This window comes from Burkholderia sp. Se-20373, assembly GCF_017104705.1.
In the GTDB taxonomy this organism is placed as follows: Bacteria; Pseudomonadota; Gammaproteobacteria; order Burkholderiales; family Burkholderiaceae; genus Burkholderia.
Genome location: NZ_JAAGPH010000002.1, coordinates 1 through 20,718 on the forward strand (window position 1 = coordinate 1; position 20,718 = coordinate 20,718).

21 protein-coding genes and 2 pseudogenes are annotated in these 20,718 nt (G+C 67.2%); 9 read left to right on the forward strand and 14 right to left on the reverse strand.

Translation table 11 applies throughout. The annotated features are described in order from the left end of the window. A pseudogene (locus G3N96_RS00755) lies at positions 1 to 127 on the forward strand (putrescine ABC transporter permease PotI); the annotation flags it as partial. 172 nt (positions 128 to 299) lie between these two features. Continuing rightward, positions 300 to 734 (forward strand): GNAT family N-acetyltransferase, encoded by a 435-nt coding sequence (locus G3N96_RS00760; protein WP_206135877.1) that lies wholly within the window; start codon positions 300 to 302, stop codon positions 732 to 734. A 115-nt stretch (positions 735 to 849) separates the two neighbouring features. Here G3N96_RS00760 and G3N96_RS00765 read toward each other — a convergent pair whose 3' ends face one another. Beyond that, positions 850 to 1,740: a LysR family transcriptional regulator gene (locus G3N96_RS00765; protein WP_089457484.1), complete on the reverse strand. Its 891-nt coding sequence runs from the start codon at positions 1,738 to 1,740 to the stop codon at positions 850 to 852. Positions 1,741 to 1,756: 16 nt separating this feature from the next. Beyond that, positions 1,757 to 1,879, reverse strand: coding sequence for a hypothetical protein (locus G3N96_RS39640; RefSeq protein ID WP_277399418.1), 123 nt, complete (start codon positions 1,877 to 1,879; stop codon positions 1,757 to 1,759). Here G3N96_RS39640 and tam point away from each other — a divergent pair. After that, positions 1,878 to 2,663 carry a trans-aconitate 2-methyltransferase gene (gene tam, locus G3N96_RS00770; protein WP_206135878.1) on the forward strand — a complete coding sequence of 262 codons (786 nt, stop codon included), beginning with the start codon at positions 1,878 to 1,880 and terminating at the stop codon, positions 2,661 to 2,663. The two genes, G3N96_RS39640 and tam, sit on opposite strands and share 2 nt — an antisense overlap. Before the next feature lie 18 nt (positions 2,664 to 2,681). Here tam and G3N96_RS00775 read toward each other — a convergent pair whose 3' ends face one another. After that, positions 2,682 to 3,272 (reverse strand): GNAT family N-acetyltransferase, encoded by a 591-nt coding sequence (locus G3N96_RS00775; protein ID WP_206135879.1) that lies wholly within the window; start codon positions 3,270 to 3,272, stop codon positions 2,682 to 2,684. Between the two features lie 371 nt (positions 3,273 to 3,643). Between G3N96_RS00775 and G3N96_RS00780 the strand changes: the two are divergent. Continuing rightward, positions 3,644 to 3,916 (forward strand): annotated as a pseudogene (locus tag G3N96_RS00780) (porin); the annotation flags it as partial. Positions 3,917 to 4,066: 150 nt separating this feature from the next. On the opposite strand, the gene G3N96_RS00785 reads toward G3N96_RS00780, so the two are convergent. From G3N96_RS00785 to G3N96_RS00800, 4 genes are all read right to left on the reverse strand, one after another. Beyond that, a complete protein-coding gene (locus G3N96_RS00785) occupies positions 4,067 to 6,517 on the reverse strand; it encodes a phospholipase C, phosphocholine-specific (protein WP_206135880.1) in 2,451 nt (816 codons plus the stop codon). Between the two features lie 44 nt (positions 6,518 to 6,561). Next, positions 6,562 to 6,699 (reverse strand): hypothetical protein, encoded by a 138-nt coding sequence (locus tag G3N96_RS39025; protein WP_241022396.1) that lies wholly within the window; start codon positions 6,697 to 6,699, stop codon positions 6,562 to 6,564. A gap of 169 nt (positions 6,700 to 6,868) precedes the next feature. Further along, a complete protein-coding gene (locus tag G3N96_RS00795) occupies positions 6,869 to 7,549 on the reverse strand; it encodes an HAD family hydrolase (RefSeq protein WP_206135881.1) in 681 nt (226 codons plus the stop codon). 23 nt (positions 7,550 to 7,572) lie between these two features. Continuing rightward, positions 7,573 to 8,514: a choline ABC transporter substrate-binding protein gene (locus tag G3N96_RS00800; RefSeq protein WP_241022406.1), complete on the reverse strand. Its 942-nt coding sequence runs from the start codon at positions 8,512 to 8,514 to the stop codon at positions 7,573 to 7,575. Positions 8,515 to 8,785: 271 nt separating this feature from the next. Here G3N96_RS00800 and G3N96_RS00805 point away from each other — a divergent pair, with 271 nt between their 5' ends. The 3 genes from G3N96_RS00805 (at position 8,786) to G3N96_RS00820 (ending at position 10,918) form a co-directional block, all read left to right on the forward strand. Next, positions 8,786 to 9,466, forward strand: coding sequence for an MgtC/SapB family protein (locus G3N96_RS00805; protein ID WP_206135883.1), 681 nt, complete (start codon positions 8,786 to 8,788; stop codon positions 9,464 to 9,466). A 43-nt stretch (positions 9,467 to 9,509) separates the two neighbouring features. After that, complete coding sequence (locus G3N96_RS00810) at positions 9,510 to 10,277, forward strand: DeoR/GlpR family DNA-binding transcription regulator (RefSeq protein ID WP_206135884.1); 768 nt, start codon at positions 9,510 to 9,512, stop codon at positions 10,275 to 10,277. A gap of 317 nt (positions 10,278 to 10,594) precedes the next feature. Further along, positions 10,595 to 10,918, forward strand: coding sequence for a LysR family transcriptional regulator (locus tag G3N96_RS00820; protein ID WP_034188511.1), 324 nt, complete (start codon positions 10,595 to 10,597; stop codon positions 10,916 to 10,918). Positions 10,919 to 11,028: 110 nt separating this feature from the next. On the opposite strand, the gene G3N96_RS00825 is transcribed toward G3N96_RS00820, so the two are convergent. The 4 genes from G3N96_RS00825 to motA all read right to left on the reverse strand — a co-directional run bounded on the left by G3N96_RS00825 (position 11,029) and on the right by motA (position 15,116). Next, positions 11,029 to 12,375, reverse strand: a complete 1,347-nt coding sequence (locus tag G3N96_RS00825) for a DUF2325 domain-containing protein (RefSeq protein ID WP_206135885.1) — start codon at positions 12,373 to 12,375, stop codon at positions 11,029 to 11,031. Positions 12,376 to 12,495: 120 nt separating this feature from the next. After that, entirely contained in the window at positions 12,496 to 13,047 is a 552-nt protein-coding gene (locus G3N96_RS00830; protein WP_206135886.1) for a hypothetical protein, read from the reverse strand. 232 nt (positions 13,048 to 13,279) lie between these two features. Further along, on the reverse strand, positions 13,280 to 14,236 hold the full coding sequence (gene motB / locus G3N96_RS00835; protein ID WP_206135887.1) for a flagellar motor protein MotB: 957 nt from the start codon (positions 14,234 to 14,236) through the stop codon (positions 13,280 to 13,282). A 10-nt stretch (positions 14,237 to 14,246) separates the two neighbouring features. Then, entirely contained in the window at positions 14,247 to 15,116 is an 870-nt protein-coding gene (gene motA, locus G3N96_RS00840; RefSeq protein WP_124581447.1) for a flagellar motor stator protein MotA, read from the reverse strand. Between the two features lie 459 nt (positions 15,117 to 15,575). On the opposite strand from motA, the gene G3N96_RS00845 reads away from it, so the two are divergent. Then, positions 15,576 to 16,460 carry a patatin-like phospholipase family protein gene (locus G3N96_RS00845; protein ID WP_206135888.1) on the forward strand — a complete coding sequence of 295 codons (885 nt, stop codon included), beginning with the start codon at positions 15,576 to 15,578 and terminating at the stop codon, positions 16,458 to 16,460. Positions 16,461 to 16,600: 140 nt separating this feature from the next. Here G3N96_RS00845 and G3N96_RS00850 read toward each other — a convergent pair whose 3' ends face one another. The 3 genes from G3N96_RS00850 to G3N96_RS00860 all read right to left on the reverse strand — a co-directional run bounded on the left by G3N96_RS00850 (position 16,601) and on the right by G3N96_RS00860 (position 20,106). Beyond that, the gene (locus G3N96_RS00850) at positions 16,601 to 18,082 is read right to left on the reverse strand and encodes an aldehyde dehydrogenase family protein (RefSeq protein WP_206135889.1); all 1,482 of its coding nucleotides are present in this window, start codon (positions 18,080 to 18,082) and stop codon (positions 16,601 to 16,603) included. Positions 18,083 to 18,104: 22 nt separating this feature from the next. Beyond that, complete coding sequence (gene speB / locus G3N96_RS00855; RefSeq protein WP_206135890.1) at positions 18,105 to 19,055, reverse strand: agmatinase; 951 nt, start codon at positions 19,053 to 19,055, stop codon at positions 18,105 to 18,107. 166 nt (positions 19,056 to 19,221) lie between these two features. Then, entirely contained in the window at positions 19,222 to 20,106 is an 885-nt protein-coding gene (locus tag G3N96_RS00860) for a helix-turn-helix transcriptional regulator (protein WP_206135891.1), read from the reverse strand. Positions 20,107 to 20,304: 198 nt separating this feature from the next. On the opposite strand from G3N96_RS00860, the gene G3N96_RS00865 reads away from it, so the two are divergent. Next, positions 20,305 to 20,649, forward strand: coding sequence for a cupin domain-containing protein (locus G3N96_RS00865; RefSeq protein WP_039353971.1), 345 nt, complete (start codon positions 20,305 to 20,307; stop codon positions 20,647 to 20,649). The last annotated feature ends 69 nt before the right edge of the window (positions 20,650 to 20,718 follow it).

Sequence of the window (20,718 nt, forward strand, 5' to 3'; positions counted from 1 at the left end):
GATGAACGCGCTGGCGACGCTGTTCATCACGGCGGTGACGATCGGCGTGATCGTCGTGAACCGGATGATGATCGCGCGCGAGCGGCGCCGCATCGCCGACATGAAGGCGGCGTTCGCGGTGGCGTGAGGGCAGGGGTGGGGCACGGGCATGAGCGCGGCCGGTCACGTGACGCGTGACGACGCGTGACGAAGGCGGTGGGTGAGCCGGCACGGCATGCCCGCCGCCGCGCTATAGTCGTACGATTCCCGCGCGGGGTGTTGGATGCCCGGCGGTATCTCTCTTCGACCGAACCCGCCCCATGACAACGCAACCCGACGTTTCCATCCGGCTCACCGATACCGAACAGCCGGCCGCACACGACTTCATCAGCCGCAAGCTCGGCGAATTCAATCACGCGATGACGGGGCGCGCCGACGCGGCCACGCTCGACGTGTATGTGAGCGATCCCGCGACCGGCGAGATCATCGGCGGCCTCACGGGGCGCACGTCGCTCGGCCTCTTCTTCATCGATCTGTTCTACCTGCCCGAATCGCTGCGCGGCGGCGGGTTCGGCAGCCGGCTGCTGCGCGAGGCCGAGGCGGAAGCGAAACGACGCGGCTGCGCGCGTGCGGTGCTCTACACGATCTCGTTCCAGGTACCGGATTTCTACCGGAAGCAGGGCTACGAAGCGTTCGGCGAAGTGCTGTGCGAGCCGGAAGGGACGTCGCGCGTGTTCATGGTGAAGGTGCTTTGAACCAGCGCGGGCGGCTCGCGCCGCGCGGCAAGCACGCCGGCGCGGCGCGAATGCCGGCAACCGGGCGCGGGCGTCGTCGCTGAATCCCTGCCGCGCCCGCCAGCTTCACGCCGTGTCAGGGTGTCGCCTGTTCGACGATCATGTCGTACAACGCACGGGCGGCCGGCGACAATTGCGCACTCTTGCGCGTGACGAGCACGAGCGTGCGCGACACCGCCGGCTCGACGAGTTCGATCGTGCGGATCATCGGATACGCGTTCTTCTGGATCGCGAGCTTCGGCACCACGGCGGCGCCGAGCCCTTCCGCGACGAGCCCGAGCGCCGTCGAGCTGCGCTGCACTTCGTAGAACGAATGCAGCGACACGCCGCTCGTCTTCAGCGCGCCGTCGAGCAGCCCGCGATTGCCGCTCACTTCACCGGCGAAGATCAGCGGATGCGGCTGCAGCGCGGCCCAGCGAATGCGCCGCCGCTTCGCGAGCGGATGATCGTCGCGGCACACCAGCACGTACGGATCGCTCGTCAGCGGCACGTTGACCAGTTCGGGATGCTGATCGCCCGCGATGCCGATGCCGAACTCGGCCTCGCGATGCAGCACGGCCTGCAGCACCGACGCCGACGCATGATCGAGGATCTTCACGCGATCGTGCGGCCGGTGCGCGGAGAAGGCGCGCAGGATGCGCGGCAGGTATTGCACGCCGACCGTCGGCACGCACGCGATCGTGACGTCGCCGCGCTGGCTCAGGCCGGTTTCGCGAATTTCGGTGAGTGCATCGGACAGTTCGTTCAGCAGCCGGCGCGCTTGCGGCAGGAAGCGCCGGCCGATTTCGGTGAGCGTGGTGCGGCGCGTGGTGCGCTCGACGAGCGCGACGCCGAGGAAGGTTTCGAGCTTGCGCAGCCGCTGCGTGATGGCTGTCTGCGTGACGTGCAGCGTGTCGGCCGCCTGCCGGAAGCTGCCGCCGTCCGCGATGGCGACGAAGGCCTGGACACCGAGCGTATCGATTTTCATCAGGGATTTGAATCAATCACGATATTAAATTCATTTTACTGAACTCGGTGACGATCGCAGAATGCGGTGCATCGACGGCCACCGGCATCCCATCCGCATGGAAGCCAAGGCCGCCCACGCCGACCAGGAGAAACCACATGACGACCCCACTCGATCGATACGCGGCCCAGTACGTGCAATTCGAGGACGAACGCACGCGGCCGATCCGCGATCTGCTGGCCGCCGTGCCGAACACGCCGATCCATACCGCGATCGACATCGGCTGCGGGCCCGGCAATTCGACCGAGGCGCTGATCGCACGTGCGCCCGACGCAACGGTCCACGGGATCGATGCATCGGCGGACATGATCGACGCCGCGCGCACGCGCCTGCCGGACCTGCGTTTCGATGTCGTGGATATCGCCACCTGGGACGATCCGGGCGGTTACGACCTGATTCTCGCGAATGCGGTGCTGCAATGGGTGCCCGCGCACGACACGCTGTTTCCGGCACTCGTCGGCCGGCTCGCGCCGGGCGGCCATCTTGCGGTGCAGATGCCCGACAACCTCGACGAACCCGCGCACCGGCTGATGCGCGAGGTCGCCGCGGCCGGGCCGTGGGCGGACAAGCTGAAGGGCGCGGCGCGCACCGAGCGGTTCGATGCGCGCCACTACCACGCGCTGCTGTCGCCGCTGTGCTCGCGCGTGGACGTGTGGCGCACGACTTACTACCACCCGCTGCGCGGCGGTGCCGATGCAGTGGTCGAATGGTTCAAGGGCAGCGCGCTGCGGCCGTTTCTCGCCGCGCTCGACGACGGCGAGCGCGCGGCGTTTCTCGCGCAGTATCGCGATGCGGTCGCCGGCCCGGGCGGCTATCCGGTGCTCGCCGACGGAACCGTGCTGCTGCCGTTCCCGCGCCTGTTCATCGTCGCGACGCGGACGTGACGCACGGGCGGCCGTGCGTCAGCGCACCGGCCGCACCGATTCCGGGTCGACCGTGCGGATGCGGGCGGTCTGCCCGTCGCGCAGGTCCTTGTACCAGAACAGCGCCACTTCCCCGTCGTTCTCGTCGTCCGCATACAGCAGGCGATCGTGTCCGCCCAGCACGAAGCCCGAGCGCGCATACGTGCTGCACGCGGCGACGTTGTTCGACTGCGTTTCCAGCCGCATGAAGCCGAACCCGTGGCCGCGCGCCCACGACTCGGCGGTCGCCAGCAGCAACTGCCCGATGCCTTGCCGCCGGTACTGGCGGTCGACGGCCAGCTCCGCGATCTCCGCCATCCCGTTCCAGCTCTGGCCGATGGCGACGAACCCGGCGAGCCGGTCGCCGGCCGTCGCGCGAAAGAGCGCCGTCTTGCCGGACGCCTCGTCCGCCCAGCCGGCCGGATCGAATCCGTAGTTCTTGCGGCGTGCAGGCAGCGCGCGGAGGTCGAGCAGGTCCTGATACGGCGCGTTCAATTCCCAGGCGATGTCGAACGAGAAGTCGCATCGGTCCAGCTCGTCGGCGGGCAGCCCGCTCGTCTGTTCGATGCTGATGTGCTCGGCTCGGTCCATGTGTCGGTGTCCTGTCTTCTGCGGGATGCGTGGTGGTGTCCGTGATGCGATGGCCGGCGCACATGATGTGCGCCATGTCGAGTGTGTTCTTGCTTCGATTTTTCGTGCCCGCACAATCCGCCGCGTGCGAGACCGGCACAGACGGGCGGCTTCCGTGGCGGCGGAATGCGATCAGGCGATGAACCGGACGGCGACGCAAACGTGTGCGGGGTTCGCGCGCCGGCCGAGGCGCTCGCTCAATCGCCTGATTATGCTGGATTTCGGCGGTGGCCCTGTACTCGCATCGCTGCGTTGACGGCCGTCGCGTGCCGTGTCTCCGATCCGGATGACCATCGATCGCATGTGGATGAAAGACGACAGGAACCCGAACGATTGATGACGGCGGCCTCGGCTATACGTTCTCGAAGCTCGACGGCCGCTTCGACGGCAAGTGGCACCAGGTCAACGCCGCGGTCGACTATGCGCTGTCGAAGCGCACGGACGTGTACGTGAGCGCGGCCTACCAGAAGGCGTCGGGCAGCAACACGATCAACGGCCGCGTGGTGCCGGTGCAGGCCGAGATCGGCTCGTCGGGATCGTTCATCGGCAACGCGGGCGCGAACACGCAGTTCGTCACGCGGATCGGCCTGCGTCACAAGTTCTGACACCCGACGCGGCCGTTCGGTGCGTTCCACGAGGATCTGCTCGTCTAGCGCGTGCCGCGTGGCTGGAAAGGCATTCGGGCGCGACGGGGTACGTCGCGCCCGAATGCGTGCCGGCCCCACGCGGGCGGCCGGCACCGGCTGGTCATCCCGTCAGATGTTGATCGTGACGGGGCCCGCGAGCGGCGTGTAGCCGTCGTCGAACAGGAACCACGCATCGTACTGCCCCGACGCCAGCGAACTGTTCGCCGTGGACGAGAACAGCAGCGAGCCGCAGCTCTTCGGCAGGTACGCCCACGATTTGTAGCTGCCCTTGGTCGGCTGCGCGCCATGCGCAAAGATGCCCACCCAGTTCTTCGGGCTGTGGCTCCACGGCGGCGCGACGTAGTCGAACCGCAGCGTGCCGTACGTCGAGCCCTGCGACGCGAGCGCCGCGACGAACTTCTTGCCGGTATTGCCGATCGCCGAATCCGTGAGCAGCGTGCCGGATTGCATCTGCACGCAGCCGGCCACTCGGCGCAGGAAGTTCGGATCGTTCGCGTCGCGGATGCTGGCGTCATACCAGCCGCCGTCGCCGTACCACGTGACCGCTTGCGTCGCGCCGGCGGCGACGGTGAACGACTGCCGCGGATTTATCCCGTAGGCGTTGTCGGTGAGCTGGAACGTCGTCGCGCTGGTCCCCGCCGAGTTGTCGAGCGTGATCTGCACGTTGCCGTTCGCCACGTCGTAGCACAGGCTGACTTCGGCGGTCGATCCCGTGTTGCCGGACGAACCGATGCTGCCGCGGAACGTCTGCAGGAAGCCGTTCGGCCCGTAGACCGAATAGTCGTAGCCGCCGCCGCTAGTCAGCGCGAGCGAATCCGAGAGGTTCGTGCACGGGCTCGCGCCGGCCGCGATCGTGTAATGACGCGGGATCGTGCTCGTGCCGTCGACCCACGCCTGCAGGTGCACGCCCGCGGTGCCGGTGTTGGTCATCGTCAGCGCGAGCGCGCGGCCGGCGCGGTTGACCTTGCCTTGCACGAAGAACTCGTAGGGCAGGCGGCAGGCGATGCTGCGGCCGGTGGCCTGCGCCGGCACCGCGGTGGTGGTCGGGTAGGGGATCGGGACGGCCGGGCCGTTCGGGTTCATGTTGCTGGCGGGCGGCTGGATCGCGGGCACCGCCTGGTCGGCGTTCGAGAAATCGAAGGCGGACGTCAGGTCGCCGCACACCGTGCGTCGCCACGGCGTGATGTTGGTTTCCTGCAGCCCGAAGCGCGCTTCCAGAAAGCGGATCACCGAGGTGTGATCGAACACCTGCGAGTTGACCTTGCCGCCCTTCGACCACGGCGAGATCACGAACATCGGCACGCGCGGGCCGAGCCCGATCGGCACGTCGCCGCTGGCCGAGCCGTCCGATGCGGCGCCGCTGCTCGCGACGAATTCGGCGGCCGTCGAGACCGTCGACTGCCCGGTGCCGGCAGCGGCACTGGCCGGGACGGCCGGCGGCATGTGATCGAACAGTCCGTCGTTCTCGTCGTACATGACGAGCAGCACCGTGCTGGCCCACACCGCCGGATTCGACGTCAGCGCATTGAGGACGTTGCTCACGTACCATTCGCCGCCGCTCGCGGCCCACGACGGATGTTCGCAGTACGCGTAGGGCGCGGCGATCCAGGACACCTGCGGCAGCGTGCCGTTGGCGACGTCGGCCCGCAGCTGGCTGAAGAGGTTCGTGTCGTACTCCTTGCCGCCGCCTGACGGGTCGATCTGCGTGCCGTTGAGCGCCGGCGCGAGCGGATCGCCGGCGCCGAGGTTCTGGTACTGCTTGAAGTTCAGGATGACGTTGTCGCCGTAATTGCCGTTCCACCAGAGATCGCTTTTCGAGCCGTTGTATTCGCCGTAGCCATGGCCGGCATCCAGGCCGTTGCCCTTGTCCTGGTAGAACTTCCACGTGACGCCGGCCGTGTTCAGGCGCTCCGGCATCGTGGTCCAGCCGGTGCCCGTCATCGTGTTGGTCGTGTACGGCGAATAGCCGGTGACGTTGCCGCAGCATCCGGTCCACAAATACAAACGGTTCGGGTCCGTCGGGCCGAGCATCGAGCAGTGGTACGCGTCGCACACCGTGAACGCGCTCGCCAGCGCGTAGTAGAACGGAATGTCGTTCTGCGTGAAGTAGTACATCGTGCCGCTGGTCTTTGCGCCTGCCCAGTTGTCGTAGCGGCCGTTGTTCCAGGCACTGTGCGTGCCGCTCCAGCTGTGGTCGAGGTCGCCGTAGTAGGTGTCGCCGTTCGCCGTGCCGGAGGGCGGGGACGGGTTGAACGGGAACACGTAGGACAGCATCCAGGGCTGGCGCCACACCGGATAGCCGCTCGAAATCACGACCGGCCGCGGGTCGCCGAAGCCTCGCGCACCGCCCAGCGTGCCGAGGTAATGGTCGAACGAGCGGTTTTCCTGCATCAGGATCACGACGTGCTTCACGTCCTGGATCGTGCCGGTCACGGTGGCCGCCGGAATGGCCTGCGCGCGGGCGATGCTTTCGGGCAGCATGCCCGTGAGCGCGGTGGCGCCGGCGAGCTTCAGCGCATCGGCGATGAATTGACGTCGTGTTGTGGGTTTGTTTTGCATGATCGCTCTCTGTCTTGGATGGCTGGCCCAGGGGCCGGCGTCGGTCAGTGGCACGCGCTCGCGCAGTGCAGGACGGGCGTGGACGCCGAGCCCGGTGCGGCCGCGCGCGCGGCCGCCATGCTGGCTGGCGTGCCCGAGTCGCCGTCACCGCAGGCGGCCAGCGTGCACAGGAGTGCGATCATGAAAACGCCGCGCCAGTGCGGAAAGCGGCTTTCCGGCTGACGCGAGTTGACGGCAGGCTTTCGATCCGATTCGAGTCGGATTCCTGAATGATCGAGACTGTTGCTGCGTGCTCCGTATTTCATTACCCCTCCAGACATGAAAAATGGACAGCAGAGGATATCGCCCGAATCAGAACAACTTCATGACAGGCCACCCGCGCGTGCCTGCCACTTGCAACAGCTTCGAGTCGGGATTGGTGGCGACCGGATGCGTGACGTAGTCCAGCAGCGGCACGTCGTTGATCGAATCGCTGTAGAAGTAGGTACGTTCGAAATCGGACAGCGCGTAGCCAAGTGAGGCCAGCCACGCGGCGGTGCGCACGATCTTGCCTTCGCGGAAGCTCGCCACGCCCGTGCTGCGCCCGGTGAACGCGCCGTCCGGCGTGCCGTCGTCGGTATCGAGCTCGATGCCGAGCAGGTGCTCTATGCCGAATTCCGCCGCGATCGGCCGCGTGACGAACACGTTGGTCGCCGTCACGATGCAGCAGAGATCGCCGTTCTCGCGATGGCGGTCGACCAGCTCGCGCGCCTGCGGCGTGATCGCCGGACGGATCACTTCGTCCATGAACCGCGCATGCCAGCGTTCGAGCACCTTGCGCGGATAGCGGGTGAGCGGCGCGAGCGTCACGGCGAGATACGCGTCCATGTCGAGCGTGCCCGCCGCATAGTGAGCGTAGTGCTCGTCGATCAGCGCCACGTGTGCGTCGTCTTCCCGCCAGCCGACCCGCGTGATGAAGCGGCTCCAGGCCTGGTCGCTGTCGAGCGGCAGCAGCGTGTGGTCGAGGTCGAACAGCGCGAGATTCTTGTGCATGGAGGGTTCCTTGTGTTGCGTGTTCATGTGCCGATGCGCTTCTCGATCGCGTCCTTCGCGTTCCTGCCGTCGATGGTCGTGACGCCGTCGAGCCACTTCGACAGCACGCCGGGGTTCTTCTTCACCCATTCCTTCGCCACGGCGACCGGATCGGCGTGATTCATGATCGGCACCATCAGCTGGTTCTCTTCGTCGGTCGTGAACTTCAGGTTGGTCAGCAGCCGGCCGACGTTCGGGCAGCGTTCGAGATAGCCGGGCGTGACGAGCGTATAGACCTTCGCGGAGCCGTAGTTCGGGCCGAACACGCTGTCGCCGCCGTCGAGATAGGCGATCTTGAAGTTGATGTTCATCGGATGCGGCTCCCACGCGAGGAACACGATCATCCGGTGCTCCTGCACCGCGCGCGTGACCTGCACGAGCATCCCGGCCTCGCTCGATTCGACCAGCCTGAAGCCGCCGAGCCCGAACTCGTTCTTGTCGATCATCCGCTGGACCAGCGCGTTGCCGTTGTTGCCGGCGCCGATCCCGTAGATCTTGCCGTCGAGCTGGTCGCGGAATTTGGCAATGTCGGCAAAACTCTTGAGGCCCTTGTCCGACGCGTATTGCGGCACGGCCAGCGTGTAGCGCGCGCCGACCAGGTTCGGCTGCGGCAGCTGGTGGACGGCGCCGGCGTCGACGAACGGCTTCACCGTCGGCGTCATGCTCGGATCCCAGTAGCCGAGGAACGCGTCGATCTGCGCTTTCTTCACACCGGCCAGCACGATCGGCGGCGACGCGATCGTCTTGGTCGCCTCATAGCCGAGCCCGTCGAGCAGCATCATCGCGACACCGGTGGTGGCGGCGATGTCGCTCCAGCCGACATCGCCGAGCGTCACCTTCCTGCAGACGTCGCCTTCCGACGCGTGAGCGGGGGCCGTCGCCAGCGCCGTCAGCAGTGTGGCGGCCAGCATCCATGCCTTCTTCATCATGTGGGTCTCCTAAGCAAGTGTTCCGGATCGTGTTGCCTGAATGGTCTGACGATTGATCGTGCTGATCGGATGAAACAAACGAACTTGGGTCTGGCTTTGTAGTTTTGCGTACCGTATATTAGAACGCACAAAATCGCAAGATCGCACAAAAATACAACTTGCCGGTTGCCGAGGTGGGCCACGGGCAGGCGAGGGCAGGAAGAATCGGGCGCCGGCCCAGGCGGGCCGTGCTTCATCAGGTAGACCAGGCAAAGCAAGGAGACCTCGCATGATCAGTCAGCTGGAAATCGTGTCCCGCCTGTTGCTGGCGGCATTGCTCGGCAGCATCGTCGGCATCGAGCGCGAGCGCTTATCGTGGGCGGCCGGATTGCGCACGCACATGCTGGTGGCGGTGGGCGCCGCGCTCGTGATGGTCGTGTCGGCGTTCGGTTTCGCGGATATCCAGGACGCGAAGAACGTGTCGCTGGACCCGTCGCGCGTCGCCGCGCAGGTGGTGTCGGGTATCGGCTTCCTCGGCGCCGGGTCGATCATGCTGCGCGGCGAGATCATCCGCGGCCTGACGACCGCGGCGAGCCTGTGGGTCGTGGCGGCGGTCGGGCTCGCGGTGGGCGGCGGCATGTACGTGGCCGCGATCGCCGCGACGGCGATCGTGCTCGCGATCCTGGCGGGCCTGAAGCCGATCGAGAAGCGCTTCTTCGCCGCGCGGCAGCGCTGGGGCGTGCGGATCCTCGCGCGCCGCGGCACGGTGAAGCTGACGTCGCTGCAGGCGATGCCCGGCATCGACCAGGCGCGCATCGTCCAGTTCATCATCGAGCAGGACGACGCCGAGCCGGACGACGACCGCATCCACGTGGTGTTTTCAAAGATGACGAGCCGCGAGTTCCAGGCGGTCCGTCAATCCCTGCAGACCCTCGTCGGCATCAAAAAGATGGAGGAGAGCGCTGCGTAGTCCGCCGTTCGAATAACATTGGCGTTCATTCCGAGGACATTCCATGTGGCAAGAAGAGCGATACCAGAGGATCCGGCTTCTGCTATCGAAGATGCAGCGCGTGTCGACCGACCGGATCATGGCCGACCTGAACGTGTCGCGGGAAACCGTGCGGCGCGATCTCGTCGATCTCGAGGCGCTCGGTGAACTGAAGCGCGTACACGGCGGCGCGGTGCAGGTGGGCGACGAAGCGCCGATCGCCGAGCGCGCGCAGACGCACGTGAAGGCGAAGCTGGCGATCGCCCGCGCGGCGGCCAGGCTGGTCACGGGCTCGCAGACGCTGTTCATCGATGCGGGCACGACCACGACGCTGCTGGCCGAGGAACTGGCGAAGCTGTCGGGCCTCACGATCATCACGAACTCGATCGACGTCGCGCTGAAGATGCGGTCGAGCGACCCGGCGCAGGCGAACAACGAAACGATCCTGCTCGGCGGAATGATCGGCAGCCGCGCGGCCGCGACCGTCGGCGACGGCACGGTCGCCGAGATCTTCCGCTACCGCGCCGATCTCGCGCTGCTGTCGCCGGTGGGCGTCGATGCCGTGCGCGGTGCGACCAACTACGACCGGATGGAAACCGAAGTGGCGCGCGCGATGGTCAGCAACGCGGCGGACGTCGCGATCCTGGCCGATTTCAGCAAGCTCGGCACGAACAGCCGGATCAGTTTCTGCGAGCCGGCGCGGATCGGCACGCTGGTGACGGATGCGAAGGCGGAATCGGTCGACAGCTTCAAGGGCCTCAAGAAGGTCATCAAGCGCATCGTGCTGGCGTAGCGCCACGCGCCGAGGGCACGATCGGCGGCCGTTATGGCGCCCATGCGGCGCACATTCTGTCGGCGCGCATTTTAGCGGCGTAATAGATTCGCCGATACAACGCAGGCTTGCCCAGCGGCGCACCGCTGCTGTGCTCGGGCGCCGACCTCCTTCCCGCGTCGCGCCACGCGAACCGGCTGGCCGGCATCGTCGCGCGCGTGCTCGAGGTCTGAACCGGCGCGCACCGCACCAGCCATCGTGTATGCTTGCCCGCATCGTTCAAAGGGCAGGACAACATGAAGACACCGGCACACCCCAAGCCTGAGGTGCGGTTCAGGATGCGTATCCAGCAAGCCGACACGATCGCGCTCGGGCCGGGCAAGGTCGCGCTGCTCGAAGCCGTGCGCGAGCATGGTTCGATTTCGGCGGCGGCGCGCAGCCTGAAGATGTCGTACCGGCGTGCGTGGTTGCTGATGGACGAACTGAACCGCTCGCTGAAATCGCCGGCGACGGTGTCCGAACATGGCGGGCAGAGCGGCGGTGGCAGTGTGCTTACGCCGGTCGGCGAGGAGATCATCCGCCTCTATCGCGGGATCGAGGCGCGCGCTTACGCGGCTTGTGCCGACGACATCGCCGCGCTCACGAAAATGGTCCGGCGCTGAAGGGCGTGCTGCACGTGTGTGTTCCCGCAGAGCCTCTGCAGGCTGACGACGGGCTTTCACTGACGCCCTGAGGGGCAGCGCGCAACGCCTGCCGCGAAACGAACCTGACCTTAGCCGTGCCGCAGGCAAAAGCGCGACGCGTCGCCCGTGGCGGCATCCTGCGCCATCCCGTCGCGCGACTGCGCATCGAGCCGCCCGATCAGCTCGACGAAACTGGCGACGCTCGCGGTCCGCAGCGGGTAGTACGCGATGTGGTGGCGTTCGCAGATGCGCTTGAGCAGGTTCATCGAATCGTGGTCGACACAGTCGACCGGGAACACGACCATCCGCGCACCCGGTAGCGCCGCCGCGAGCAGGCCCTTGCGATCCTCGATGCCGCCGTCGTGCAGTGTTACCTCACCGCCAGCCGTTTCGACGATCCGCTTGATCGCGCGGTTCGAGCCGGGACGCCCGCCGACATACACCAGGCGCGTACGCTGAAGGATCGACAGCGGATCGGCCGCGCGTTCGGCCGGATCGTCCGCCGACGCCTGCACCGCCTGTTCGATCGCGCTCGCTTCGGCGCGCAGTGTCTTCACCATCGCCATCAGTTCGTCGAGCCGCGCGCGCATCGCGCGGGCGCTCGCCTGTTCCGCGGCGATCCGCTGCTCTGCCGCCTCGCGGCGGCTCGTGTGCAGCGCGAGCCGTTCGTCGCGCGCGGCCAGTGCTTCGCGCAGTTCGTGGACTTCGTCACGCAAGACGCTTTCCACCGCCAGCGGCTGCGCGTTCTGGCGCGCGGCGAGGGCATCGCGCTCCTGCAGCGCCGCGTCGCGCTGCGCGCTCATTTCGTGCAGGCGCACCTGCTGCCGTTCGATCTTCGCGTGCAGCGCCGCATTCTCTTCCTCCAGCGCGACCAGCCGCCGGATATCCGCACGATTGGCCGCGCCGACCAGGTGCGACAGCATGTGCAGGTCGCCGAACGCGGCCTGGCGCACGCCCATCGTCGTGCGTGGATGCGTCATCAGCGCCCAGTACGCGGGCGGAATGTCGCCGCTCGTCAGCGCTTCCTTCCAGCGCGCGAGGAGTTCGTCCGCATCCTTCGCGCTGTCGAACGCGCGGATCGCGCCGGCGTAGCGCTCGTCGAGCGCCTTGTGCAACGCCTTCGCGCCGGCCGTGCCGTCGATGGCGAGTTCGACGGCCGCGTGATGGATCTCGAGGTCGGTCGCGCGCTGGCGGTCGAGGTCGGTGAACTTCGGCACGAGCCTGCGCAGTTCGTGCGTGGTCAGGCAGGTGCCGATGATCGAGCAGTGCAGGTTCGCATCGAGTTCGGACAGGCGCGTGCGGCGCTTCAGCTCGGTCGGTTGCGCGCGCGACGGCGCGCAGCATGCGTCGATCCGCGTGCCGGTTGCCGCGGGCAGGGTACCGCCGGGCGTCGAAAGATCCGCCGTGCGGGCAAGGCGAAAAGGCGGAGCGTGCATGTTGACCTCTGTCCGGCCTGGTCGGGCCGGAGACGGATGCGCGAAAGATTCGCGAAATATACCACGGAATATAACGCTGGAAATTCCGGGGAAATCACGGAGCAAGGCCGCGCGGCACGGTCAGCAGAGCACGGTCGAATGGTCGGTGAACGGCAGTGCGGCAGGGGCTGGGGCCGGTGCTTCGGGCGAAACGGGGAGCGATGCCGGCGCGTGACGTGCCATCACGTACTCGACGCACAGCCCGACGAACAGCACGTCGACGTGCTCCAGCGCGGCGACCGCGTCACGCATCGCGACCGGGTCGTTGCTGAACGAGTCGGAAAACACGTCGTCGCGCGTGCGTTCGAGGCGGCGTGCGTGGCCGATCACCCGTTCAAGTTCGGGCAGGCGCGTGAAGCGGGCGGCGCGGGCGGCGCCTTCGAGCGTCGACAGCAGTTCACGAAAGCCTATCGCGGACAGCGCATCGTCCGGCCAGCCTTCAGCGTGCGCCGCCGAGAACATCCGGATGAAACGCACGACGCTGCCGCGCAGGCGCCGGAACGCGTCGACGACATCCGTGACCTGCTGCGCGCGCGCGTCGCTCGACAGCGGCCTGAGTGCGCGGATCTTGCGCATGAGCGGCTGTTCCCGTGCGGCGCGCTGCGGGGCGCGATCCGTCGGCGTGCGGGGCATGGCGAGTCTCCGGAAGTGCAGGTATCGATGTATTCTAAAGAATATATCGAGCGAGCAAAAATGACGGCACCGTGGAGGAGACACGGTGCCGTCAACGGCCGGAGCGGCCGACAGGTCAGTCGAAGCGACTCACGGCCGTTCCGGACGCGGCCGTGACGAGGAGGGACCTGCCGCCGGGCAGGAGGATCGGCGAGTGGCGGGACCCCCATCCGGCCCAAAGCCGCGAACGTGCCTAATGCTGCCGTGCCACCGCCGCCGGCAGCACGACAGCCCTCACACCCGCCGTCTGGTCCACGGTCGCCCGGCCACCGTCGTGAAAGAACGCCTGCTCGGCGGCATTGTTCATCACGAGGATGCTGATGCGGCGATTGATCGGTTCGTCCGCCACATTCTTGTCGAGCGGCAGGGCATCCGCGAGCCCGCGCACCTGGAGCAGCTTGTCTTCCCGCAACCCGCCCGCGACCAGCGCACGCCGCGCGGCGTTCGCGCGATCGCTAGACAGCTCCCAGTTCGAATAGCCCGTGGAACCGTCGGGATACGGCGTCGAATCGGTATGCCCCGCGATCGACACGCGGTTGTCGACATCGTCGAGCGCGGACCCGATCTGGGTGAGGATCGCGGTGGCATAGTTTTCGGGTTGCGCGCTACCCGACGCGAACATCGGGCGCTTCAGCGAATCGACGATCTCGATGCGCAAGCCCTCGTTGGTGATCGCGATGCGGATCTGGTCCCGGTACGCGCGCAACGACGGGCTTTGTGCAATCGCCGCGGTCAGCTTCGCCTTCAGGCGTTCGAGCTTTTGCGTATCGACGATGCTGGCGAGTGCCGCGGGCGAGCTGGCCGGCACCGGCTGCGCTTTCGCGTCGATCGCCGGCGTCGGGTCGGACATGTCGCGGCCACCCCCTTGCACCACGCTCGGGCGCGGCGCCTGCGCGTCCTGTCCGCCCGACAGCAGCGTCGACAGCGGTGTGTTGAAGTAGTCCTCGATGCCCTGCTTGTCGTACTTGGAAACCGAGCCGAGCAGCCACATCAGCAGGAAGAACGCCATCATCGCCGTGACGAAATCGGCGTAGGCGATTTTCCAGGCGCCGCCGTGATGGGCGTCGTGGTGCTCGCCTTTCTTGCGGCGCACGACGACGAGCGATGCCGCGACGGACGGTTTCGACGGGTTGGAGCGATTGTCGGCCATGGCGCCTCCGTTACGCGGCCTTGGGCGACTTCGTCGCGCGCACGGCCTCGTCGAGCTCCTTGAAGCTCGGGCGATCGGCGGTGAACAGCACCTTGCGGCCGAATTCCACCGCCACCGGCGGCGCGTAGCCGCTCATCGACGCGAGCAGCACGGCCTTCACGCACTGGAACGGCTTGGCCGCGGCGCGGCCCTTGGCGTTGAGCAGATCCGCGAGCGGACCGACGAAGCCATACGCGAGCAGGATGCCGAGGAAGGTGCCGACGAGCGCGCCGGCGATCATCTTGCCGAGCACGGCGGGCGGCGCGCCGACCGAGCCCATCGTGTGCACGACCCCCATCACCGCGGCGACGATGCCGAACGCCGGCAGGCCATCCGCCATCTTCTGGATCGCATTGGCCGCGACCGACGCCTCCGCATGATGCGTATGCAGTTCCTCGTCCATCAGGTCCTGCATCTCCAGCACGTTCACGTTGCCGCCCGACATCATCCGCAGATAGTCGACGATGAAGTCGAGCAGGTGATGGTCTTCGAGCACGTGCGAATACTTCTGGAACAGCGGGCTTTGCTCGGGCGCATCGACGTCGGCCTCGAGCGCCAGCATGCCGTCCCGACGCGCCTTCTGCAGCAGCTCGTACAGCAGCGCGATCAGTTCGACGTATTGCTGCTTCGTGTAGCCGCCGCCCTTGAAGCAGGTCGGCAGACTCTTGAGCGTCTTCTTCAGCGTCGTGACCGGATTGCTGACGACGAACGCACCGAGCGCGGCGCCGAAAATGCATAGCAGCTCGAACGGTTGGAGAAGGGCCGGCACATGGCCGCCCACACCGACAAAACTGCCGATCACCGACCCGATCACGACGATCCATCCGATGGCTACAAACATGATTACCTCGTCCGCGACTTGTGCTGCTGCATCCGTTGTTCAACAGCGAGCGGGGCGCCCGGCTGTCCCGCTCCATGCCCGCGATGGCGCCGATTCGCTGCAAGGCGACGTCGATCGGCGGGTGTTGATGCAATAACGGCGATCGTCTGGACAACTGAACCCGTAATTGCACGGATCACGCGTGGCGCAGGGGCCGCACACGTTTGCGCGTGCCGATGTGCGCAACTTTATTGATCGAAGTCAAAAAAATGCGTGGCCATCGCGTGAACGACTGGACGGATGTGAGCGGGAAACGGGGCGGGAGTGATGCAGCCCTCTCCGAAACAGGATGGCGCGGGATGCCCGGGAACGTGGCGGGCATCGCCGGTTGAACGGCAGGGTTTTCATCAGGACAACCGAGGCGCCGCACGATCCATCATGGCGAAAGCGCTATCGCAGCCAACCGCAGGAGGGCGCACCGTGACGTCCGATTCCATTCCCTCGACCGCCTTCGTGTTCGCCGGCGGCGGCAGTCTGGGTGCGATCGAGGTCGGCATGCTCCGCGAGCTGGTCGCGAGCGGCGAACGGCCCGATTGCGTGATCGGCGCGTCGGCGGGCGCGATCAACGCCGCCTATTTCGCCGGCCGGCCGGACGCGGACGGCATCGCGACGCTTGAAGCGCTGTGGTGCAGGATCCGCCGCCAGGACGTGATGCCGTTCTCGATGCGCAGCCTCATCGCGATGCTGCTGCGCAACCGCCCGCATCTGGTCGAGGCCGACGCGCTGCGCCTGTTGCTGGAAAAGAACCTGCCGTATCGCCGGATCGAGCAGGCCGCGTTGCCGCTCCATATCGTCGCGACCGACGTGCTGAGCGGCCGCGAAGTCGTGCTGTCGGCCGGCCCGGTCGTGGATGCGGTGCAGGCCAGCGCGGCGATTCCCGGCGTGTTTCCGTCGGTCAGCATCGACGGCATGGAACTCGTCGACGGCGGCGTCGCGAACAATACGCCGATCTCGGTGGCGATCGCGCTCGGCGCCAGGCGGATCGTCGTGTTGCCGGCCGGGTTCGCCTGTGCGTTGCGCGTCCCGCCGCGCAGCCCGATCGCGCATGCGACGCACGCGCTGACGCTCGTGATCGCGCGGCAACTGGTGCGCGATCTGGAGCTATACGGAGCCCGCGCGCACATTCATGTCGTGCCGCCGATCTGTCCGCTCGAGGTGTCGTCCTATGACTATTCGCAGTGCGCACAATTGATCGACAAGGCCGCGGAACGCACGCGCGCGTGGATCGAGGAGGGCGGGCTCGCGGTGTGTGCGATTCCGGGCCAGCTGCGCGAGCACGATCATGCTGCGGTGCATTCGCATTGATCGTTGCTCACGCACCGTGCAGCCGCATGGCCGGTGAACGCCGGTTGCCGGGTTGCCTGGGCCTCTTGTCGGAAATCGGTAAAAAAACGGCACCGTGCCACGCGCCACGGTGCCGCCAACGGCCTGGAAGGCCCCACTGGTCAGTCGATCGCGCGCATCGCGTGGCGCAGCTCCTGGTAGCTGCGCAGCCCCGCGACACCGAGTTCGCGGCCGATTCCGCTGAGGCCGAACCCGCCCCAGCACACGTGCGGGTAGATGAGCTGCGGCGCGTTGATCCACACGAGCCCCGCGCGCACGCGCTGCTGGAATTGCTTCGCGATGGCCGCATCGCGCGTCACGACGGTCGCGACGAGCCCGTAGCGCGTGTCGTTCGCGAGCGCGATCGCTTCGTCGTCGGTGCGGAACGATTTCACGCACGCGACGGGGCCGAACACTTCGTCGGTCCACAGCGGGTTGTCGGCGGCCGGCTCGGCGATCACGACGGGCGCCATGAAGAAGCCGTCGCCGCCGGCATCCGCCACGCGGCCGCTGAAGGCGACGCGTGCGCCCGCGTCGATGCCGTGCTGGAGCATCGCTTCGACGCGCGTGCGTTGCGCGGCCGAGATCAGCGGCCCCATCGCGACCTGCTCGGCGGCCGGCGGCGCGACGACGAGCGCGCGCACGGCCGTCTCGAACGCGGCCATGAAGCTGCGGTACACGCTGTCGTGCACGAGGATGCGCGCGGTGGCCGAGCACATCTGGCCCGCGTTCGTGAAGGCGCCCGCGACCGCGAGCGACACAGCGACGTCGAGGTCGGCGTCGTCGCGCACGATCAGCGACGACTTGCCGCCAAGTTCGAGCGTCACGCGCTTCATGTCGACGGCGGCGGCCTGCATGACCTTGCGGCCGGCCGCGGTGCTGCCGGTAAACGAGATCTTGTCGATCAGCGGATGCGCGGTCAGCGCCGCGCCGACGTCGGCGCCGCCGTTCACGACGTTGACCACGCCGGCCGGCACACCGGCTTCGGCGACGATGTCGAGCAGCGCGTGTTCGGTCGGCGAAGTGAGTTCGGACGGCTTCAGCACGACCGCGCAACCGGCGGCGAGCGCGGGCGCGAGCTTCCATGCGGTCGTGACCATCGGGAAGTTCCACGGCATGACGAGCGCCGCGACGCCGACGGAGTCGTAGAAGCGCTCGGCGGTGACGGCGTCGCTCGGCAGTGCGACCGGTTCGGCCGCGAACAGCGCCGGGTCCTCGCACAGCGTCGCGTAGTACGCGAACGTCGCGGCGACATCGCCGACATCGGCGTCGGCTTCGAACGGCGGCTTGCCGCTCACCTGCATCTGCAGCGCGGCCAGGCGATCGCGGGACGCTTCGACGCGTTCGGCGATCGTCGCGAGAATCCGGCCGCGCTCGGCCGGCGGCGTATCGCGCCAGCCGGCGAATGCATCGCGCGCGGCGCGTACCGCGGCGTCGACGTGTGCAGTCGTCGCGAATGCCTGCCAGCCGATCGCGGCACCGGTCGACGCGTCGAAGATCGGCGCGCCGGGCGCGTCGGCAGGCGTGTGCGCGGGCTGGCCGGCGATGTGCGCCGCGGGCAGCGCGAACGTGCCGGTGGGACGGGAAAGCTCGGCGGTGGACATGAAGGTCATCCTGTCGGTCGGGTTAGCGGTAGACGACGCCCGGCATCACGCAGAGCATCTCGAACGCGAGGTTCGCGCCGGTGAGCGCGGTGGTGCCGGTCGGATCGTACGGCGGCGCGACTTCGACGAGGTCCGCGCCGACGATGTTCAGGCCCTTCATCCCGCGCACGATTTCGAGGCCCTGCTGCACGGTGAGGCCGCCGATTTCCGGCGTGCCGGTGCCGGGCGCGAACGACGGATCGAGGCCGTCGATGTCGAAGCTCAGGTAGACCGGCGTGTCGCCGACGCGTTCGCGCACCTGCGCCATCAGCGGCGCGAGCGACTTGTTCCAGCATTCCTCGGCCTGCACGACGGTGAAGCCCTGCTGGCGGCACCAGTCGAAATCGTCCGCGTGGTAGCCGGTGCCGCGCAGGCCGATCTGCGTGACCTTGTCGCATTGCAGCAGCCCGTCTTCCACCGCGCGGCGGAACGGCGTGCCGTGCGCGATCTTCTCGCCGAACATCGTGTCGTTCACGTCCGCGTGCGCGTCGACGTGCACGACCGCGACCTTGCCGTACTTTTTATGCAGCGCGCGCAGGATCGGCCACGCGATCGTGTGGTCGCCGCCAAGCGTGATCGGCCGGCAGCCGTTCGCGACGATCTCGTCGTACGCCTCCTCGATGCGGCGCACCGAATCCTTCAGGTCGTACGGGTTGGTCGCGACGTCGCCGATGTCGGCCACCTGCAGCGAGTCGAACGGCGCCGCGCGCGTGGCCATGTTGTACGGGCGCAGCAGCACGGATTCGGTGCGGATCTGGCGCGGGCCGAAGCGCGAGCCCGAGCGGTTCGACGTGCCAAGGTCGAGCGGCACGCCGACGAAGCACACGTCGAGGCCGTCGGTCGTCGCGGCTTGCGGCAGCCGCATCATCGTGGCGATGCCGCCAAAGCGCGGCATCTCGTTGCCGCCCATCGGTTGATTCAGTTCGCGGGGCATGGGCCGTCTCCTTTATTTGAGGTCAAGCGATCGGCCGATGGTAGAGGAGAACACGCGCGCGAAGATTTTGAAGTCGCAACGTTTACATCGACGGGCTTCGATGCAAGTGGCGCCGCCGCATCGACGCGGCGCAACCGAACGCCGCGGCGCGGCGCGGCCGGGTGGGTCAGCGCGAGATGCCGGGCGATGCGGTGCCGTCGTGCGCGCCGGCGGAAGGGAGCGTGGTGGTGGCCGAACCCCACGCGGCGAGTTCGCGCTTCGTGCGTACGCCGAGCTTCGCGAACGCGCGCTTCACGTACGACTCGGCCGACGCAACGCGCACGCCGAGGATCTCGGCCGTCTCCGGCACGGTCTTGCCGGAAAGCAGGTGCTTGCAGGTTTCGTATTCGCGCTTCGACAGCTTCACGCTGTCGGCCGCGATCCGCGCATCGAACTGCGCGAGCGGATGGACTTCCGGTGTGGGATGCGCGACGCGCCGTACGGCCGTGGTCGACGCATGCAGCTCGAGCAGCGGAAACAGCACGTCGCTGATGCTGCGAAAGCGATTCATCTCGGCGAGCGTGAACGGCGGCCGGTCGCGGCCGCGCTCCAGCGCGATCGAATGCTGCGAATAGCGCGTGCCGCGCGCGAGCACGCATTCATGGCCGATATGCACGTCGTCGAACAGCCGCTGGCGGAATTCGCCGGGCGGGATCGCCGCGATGTCGCGCACGACCAGCATCGTCCCCGTCTTGCCGCGCAGCCCGGCGAACAGCGGATCGCTGTCGAGAAAGCGCTCGTAGTAGAGCGTCATCACGTCGGAGATTTCGGTGGATTCGGTGTCGATGCCGCTGCTGCCGATCCATTCGCATCGATAGCCGGTGGGCATCGAACCGTCGACGCGCGAACGCTCGACGTGCGCGACGTCGAGCGGCACCACTTCATTGAGCAGTTGCGTGAGGCGCGGCACGAAGTGCGGCGTGCCGACCGTCTCGATCAGCTCGCCCAGCGCCTTGAACGACACGTTGAAACGGTCGTTGTCGCGATGGAAGGGGTTCACGTTGAGCAGCATGCGGTTCCCCGGGTGAAAGGCGGCGCGATTGTAGCGTTCGCAACCGGAAACGTCATTAGGGGGAAACACCGTCGGTTGTCCTGCCGACCCGTTTGCCCCGGAAAACACCGCTTGTCCCCCCCGGAGGGGGGCATACCGGGGCAGTGTAAATGAGTAACTTTGTCTCTGCTTTTTTCAATCAAGAGACGAAAGATTCACATGACCAAACTGATCAAGGACATCCTGCCGCTCGGCGCAGGCATCGGCGAATTCACGAAGCTCGACTTCGGCATGGACGAGAGCGACTGGCGCGCGGCGGAAGGCAAGAGCGGCAACTACATCATCGGCTGGTGGGAAGGCAAAGCCGGCTCGGTGGAGTTTCCGGAAACCGCGGCCGACGAAGCCGTGTGGCTCGTCGAGGGCCGGATCGCGCTGACCGACGTCGAAGGCAACCGCAAGGAATTCACGCCGGGCCAGGGCTACCTGCTGCCGGCCGGCTTCGCGGGCCGCTGGGAGACGATCGAGGACGCGAAGAAGTTCTACGTGCTGCTCGAGCAGTCGTGATGTCCGAAACCGCCGCCGGGCGCGTCGTCCGTGTGACGCGCGCCGGGCGGCGGTTTCGCTTTTCGCGTG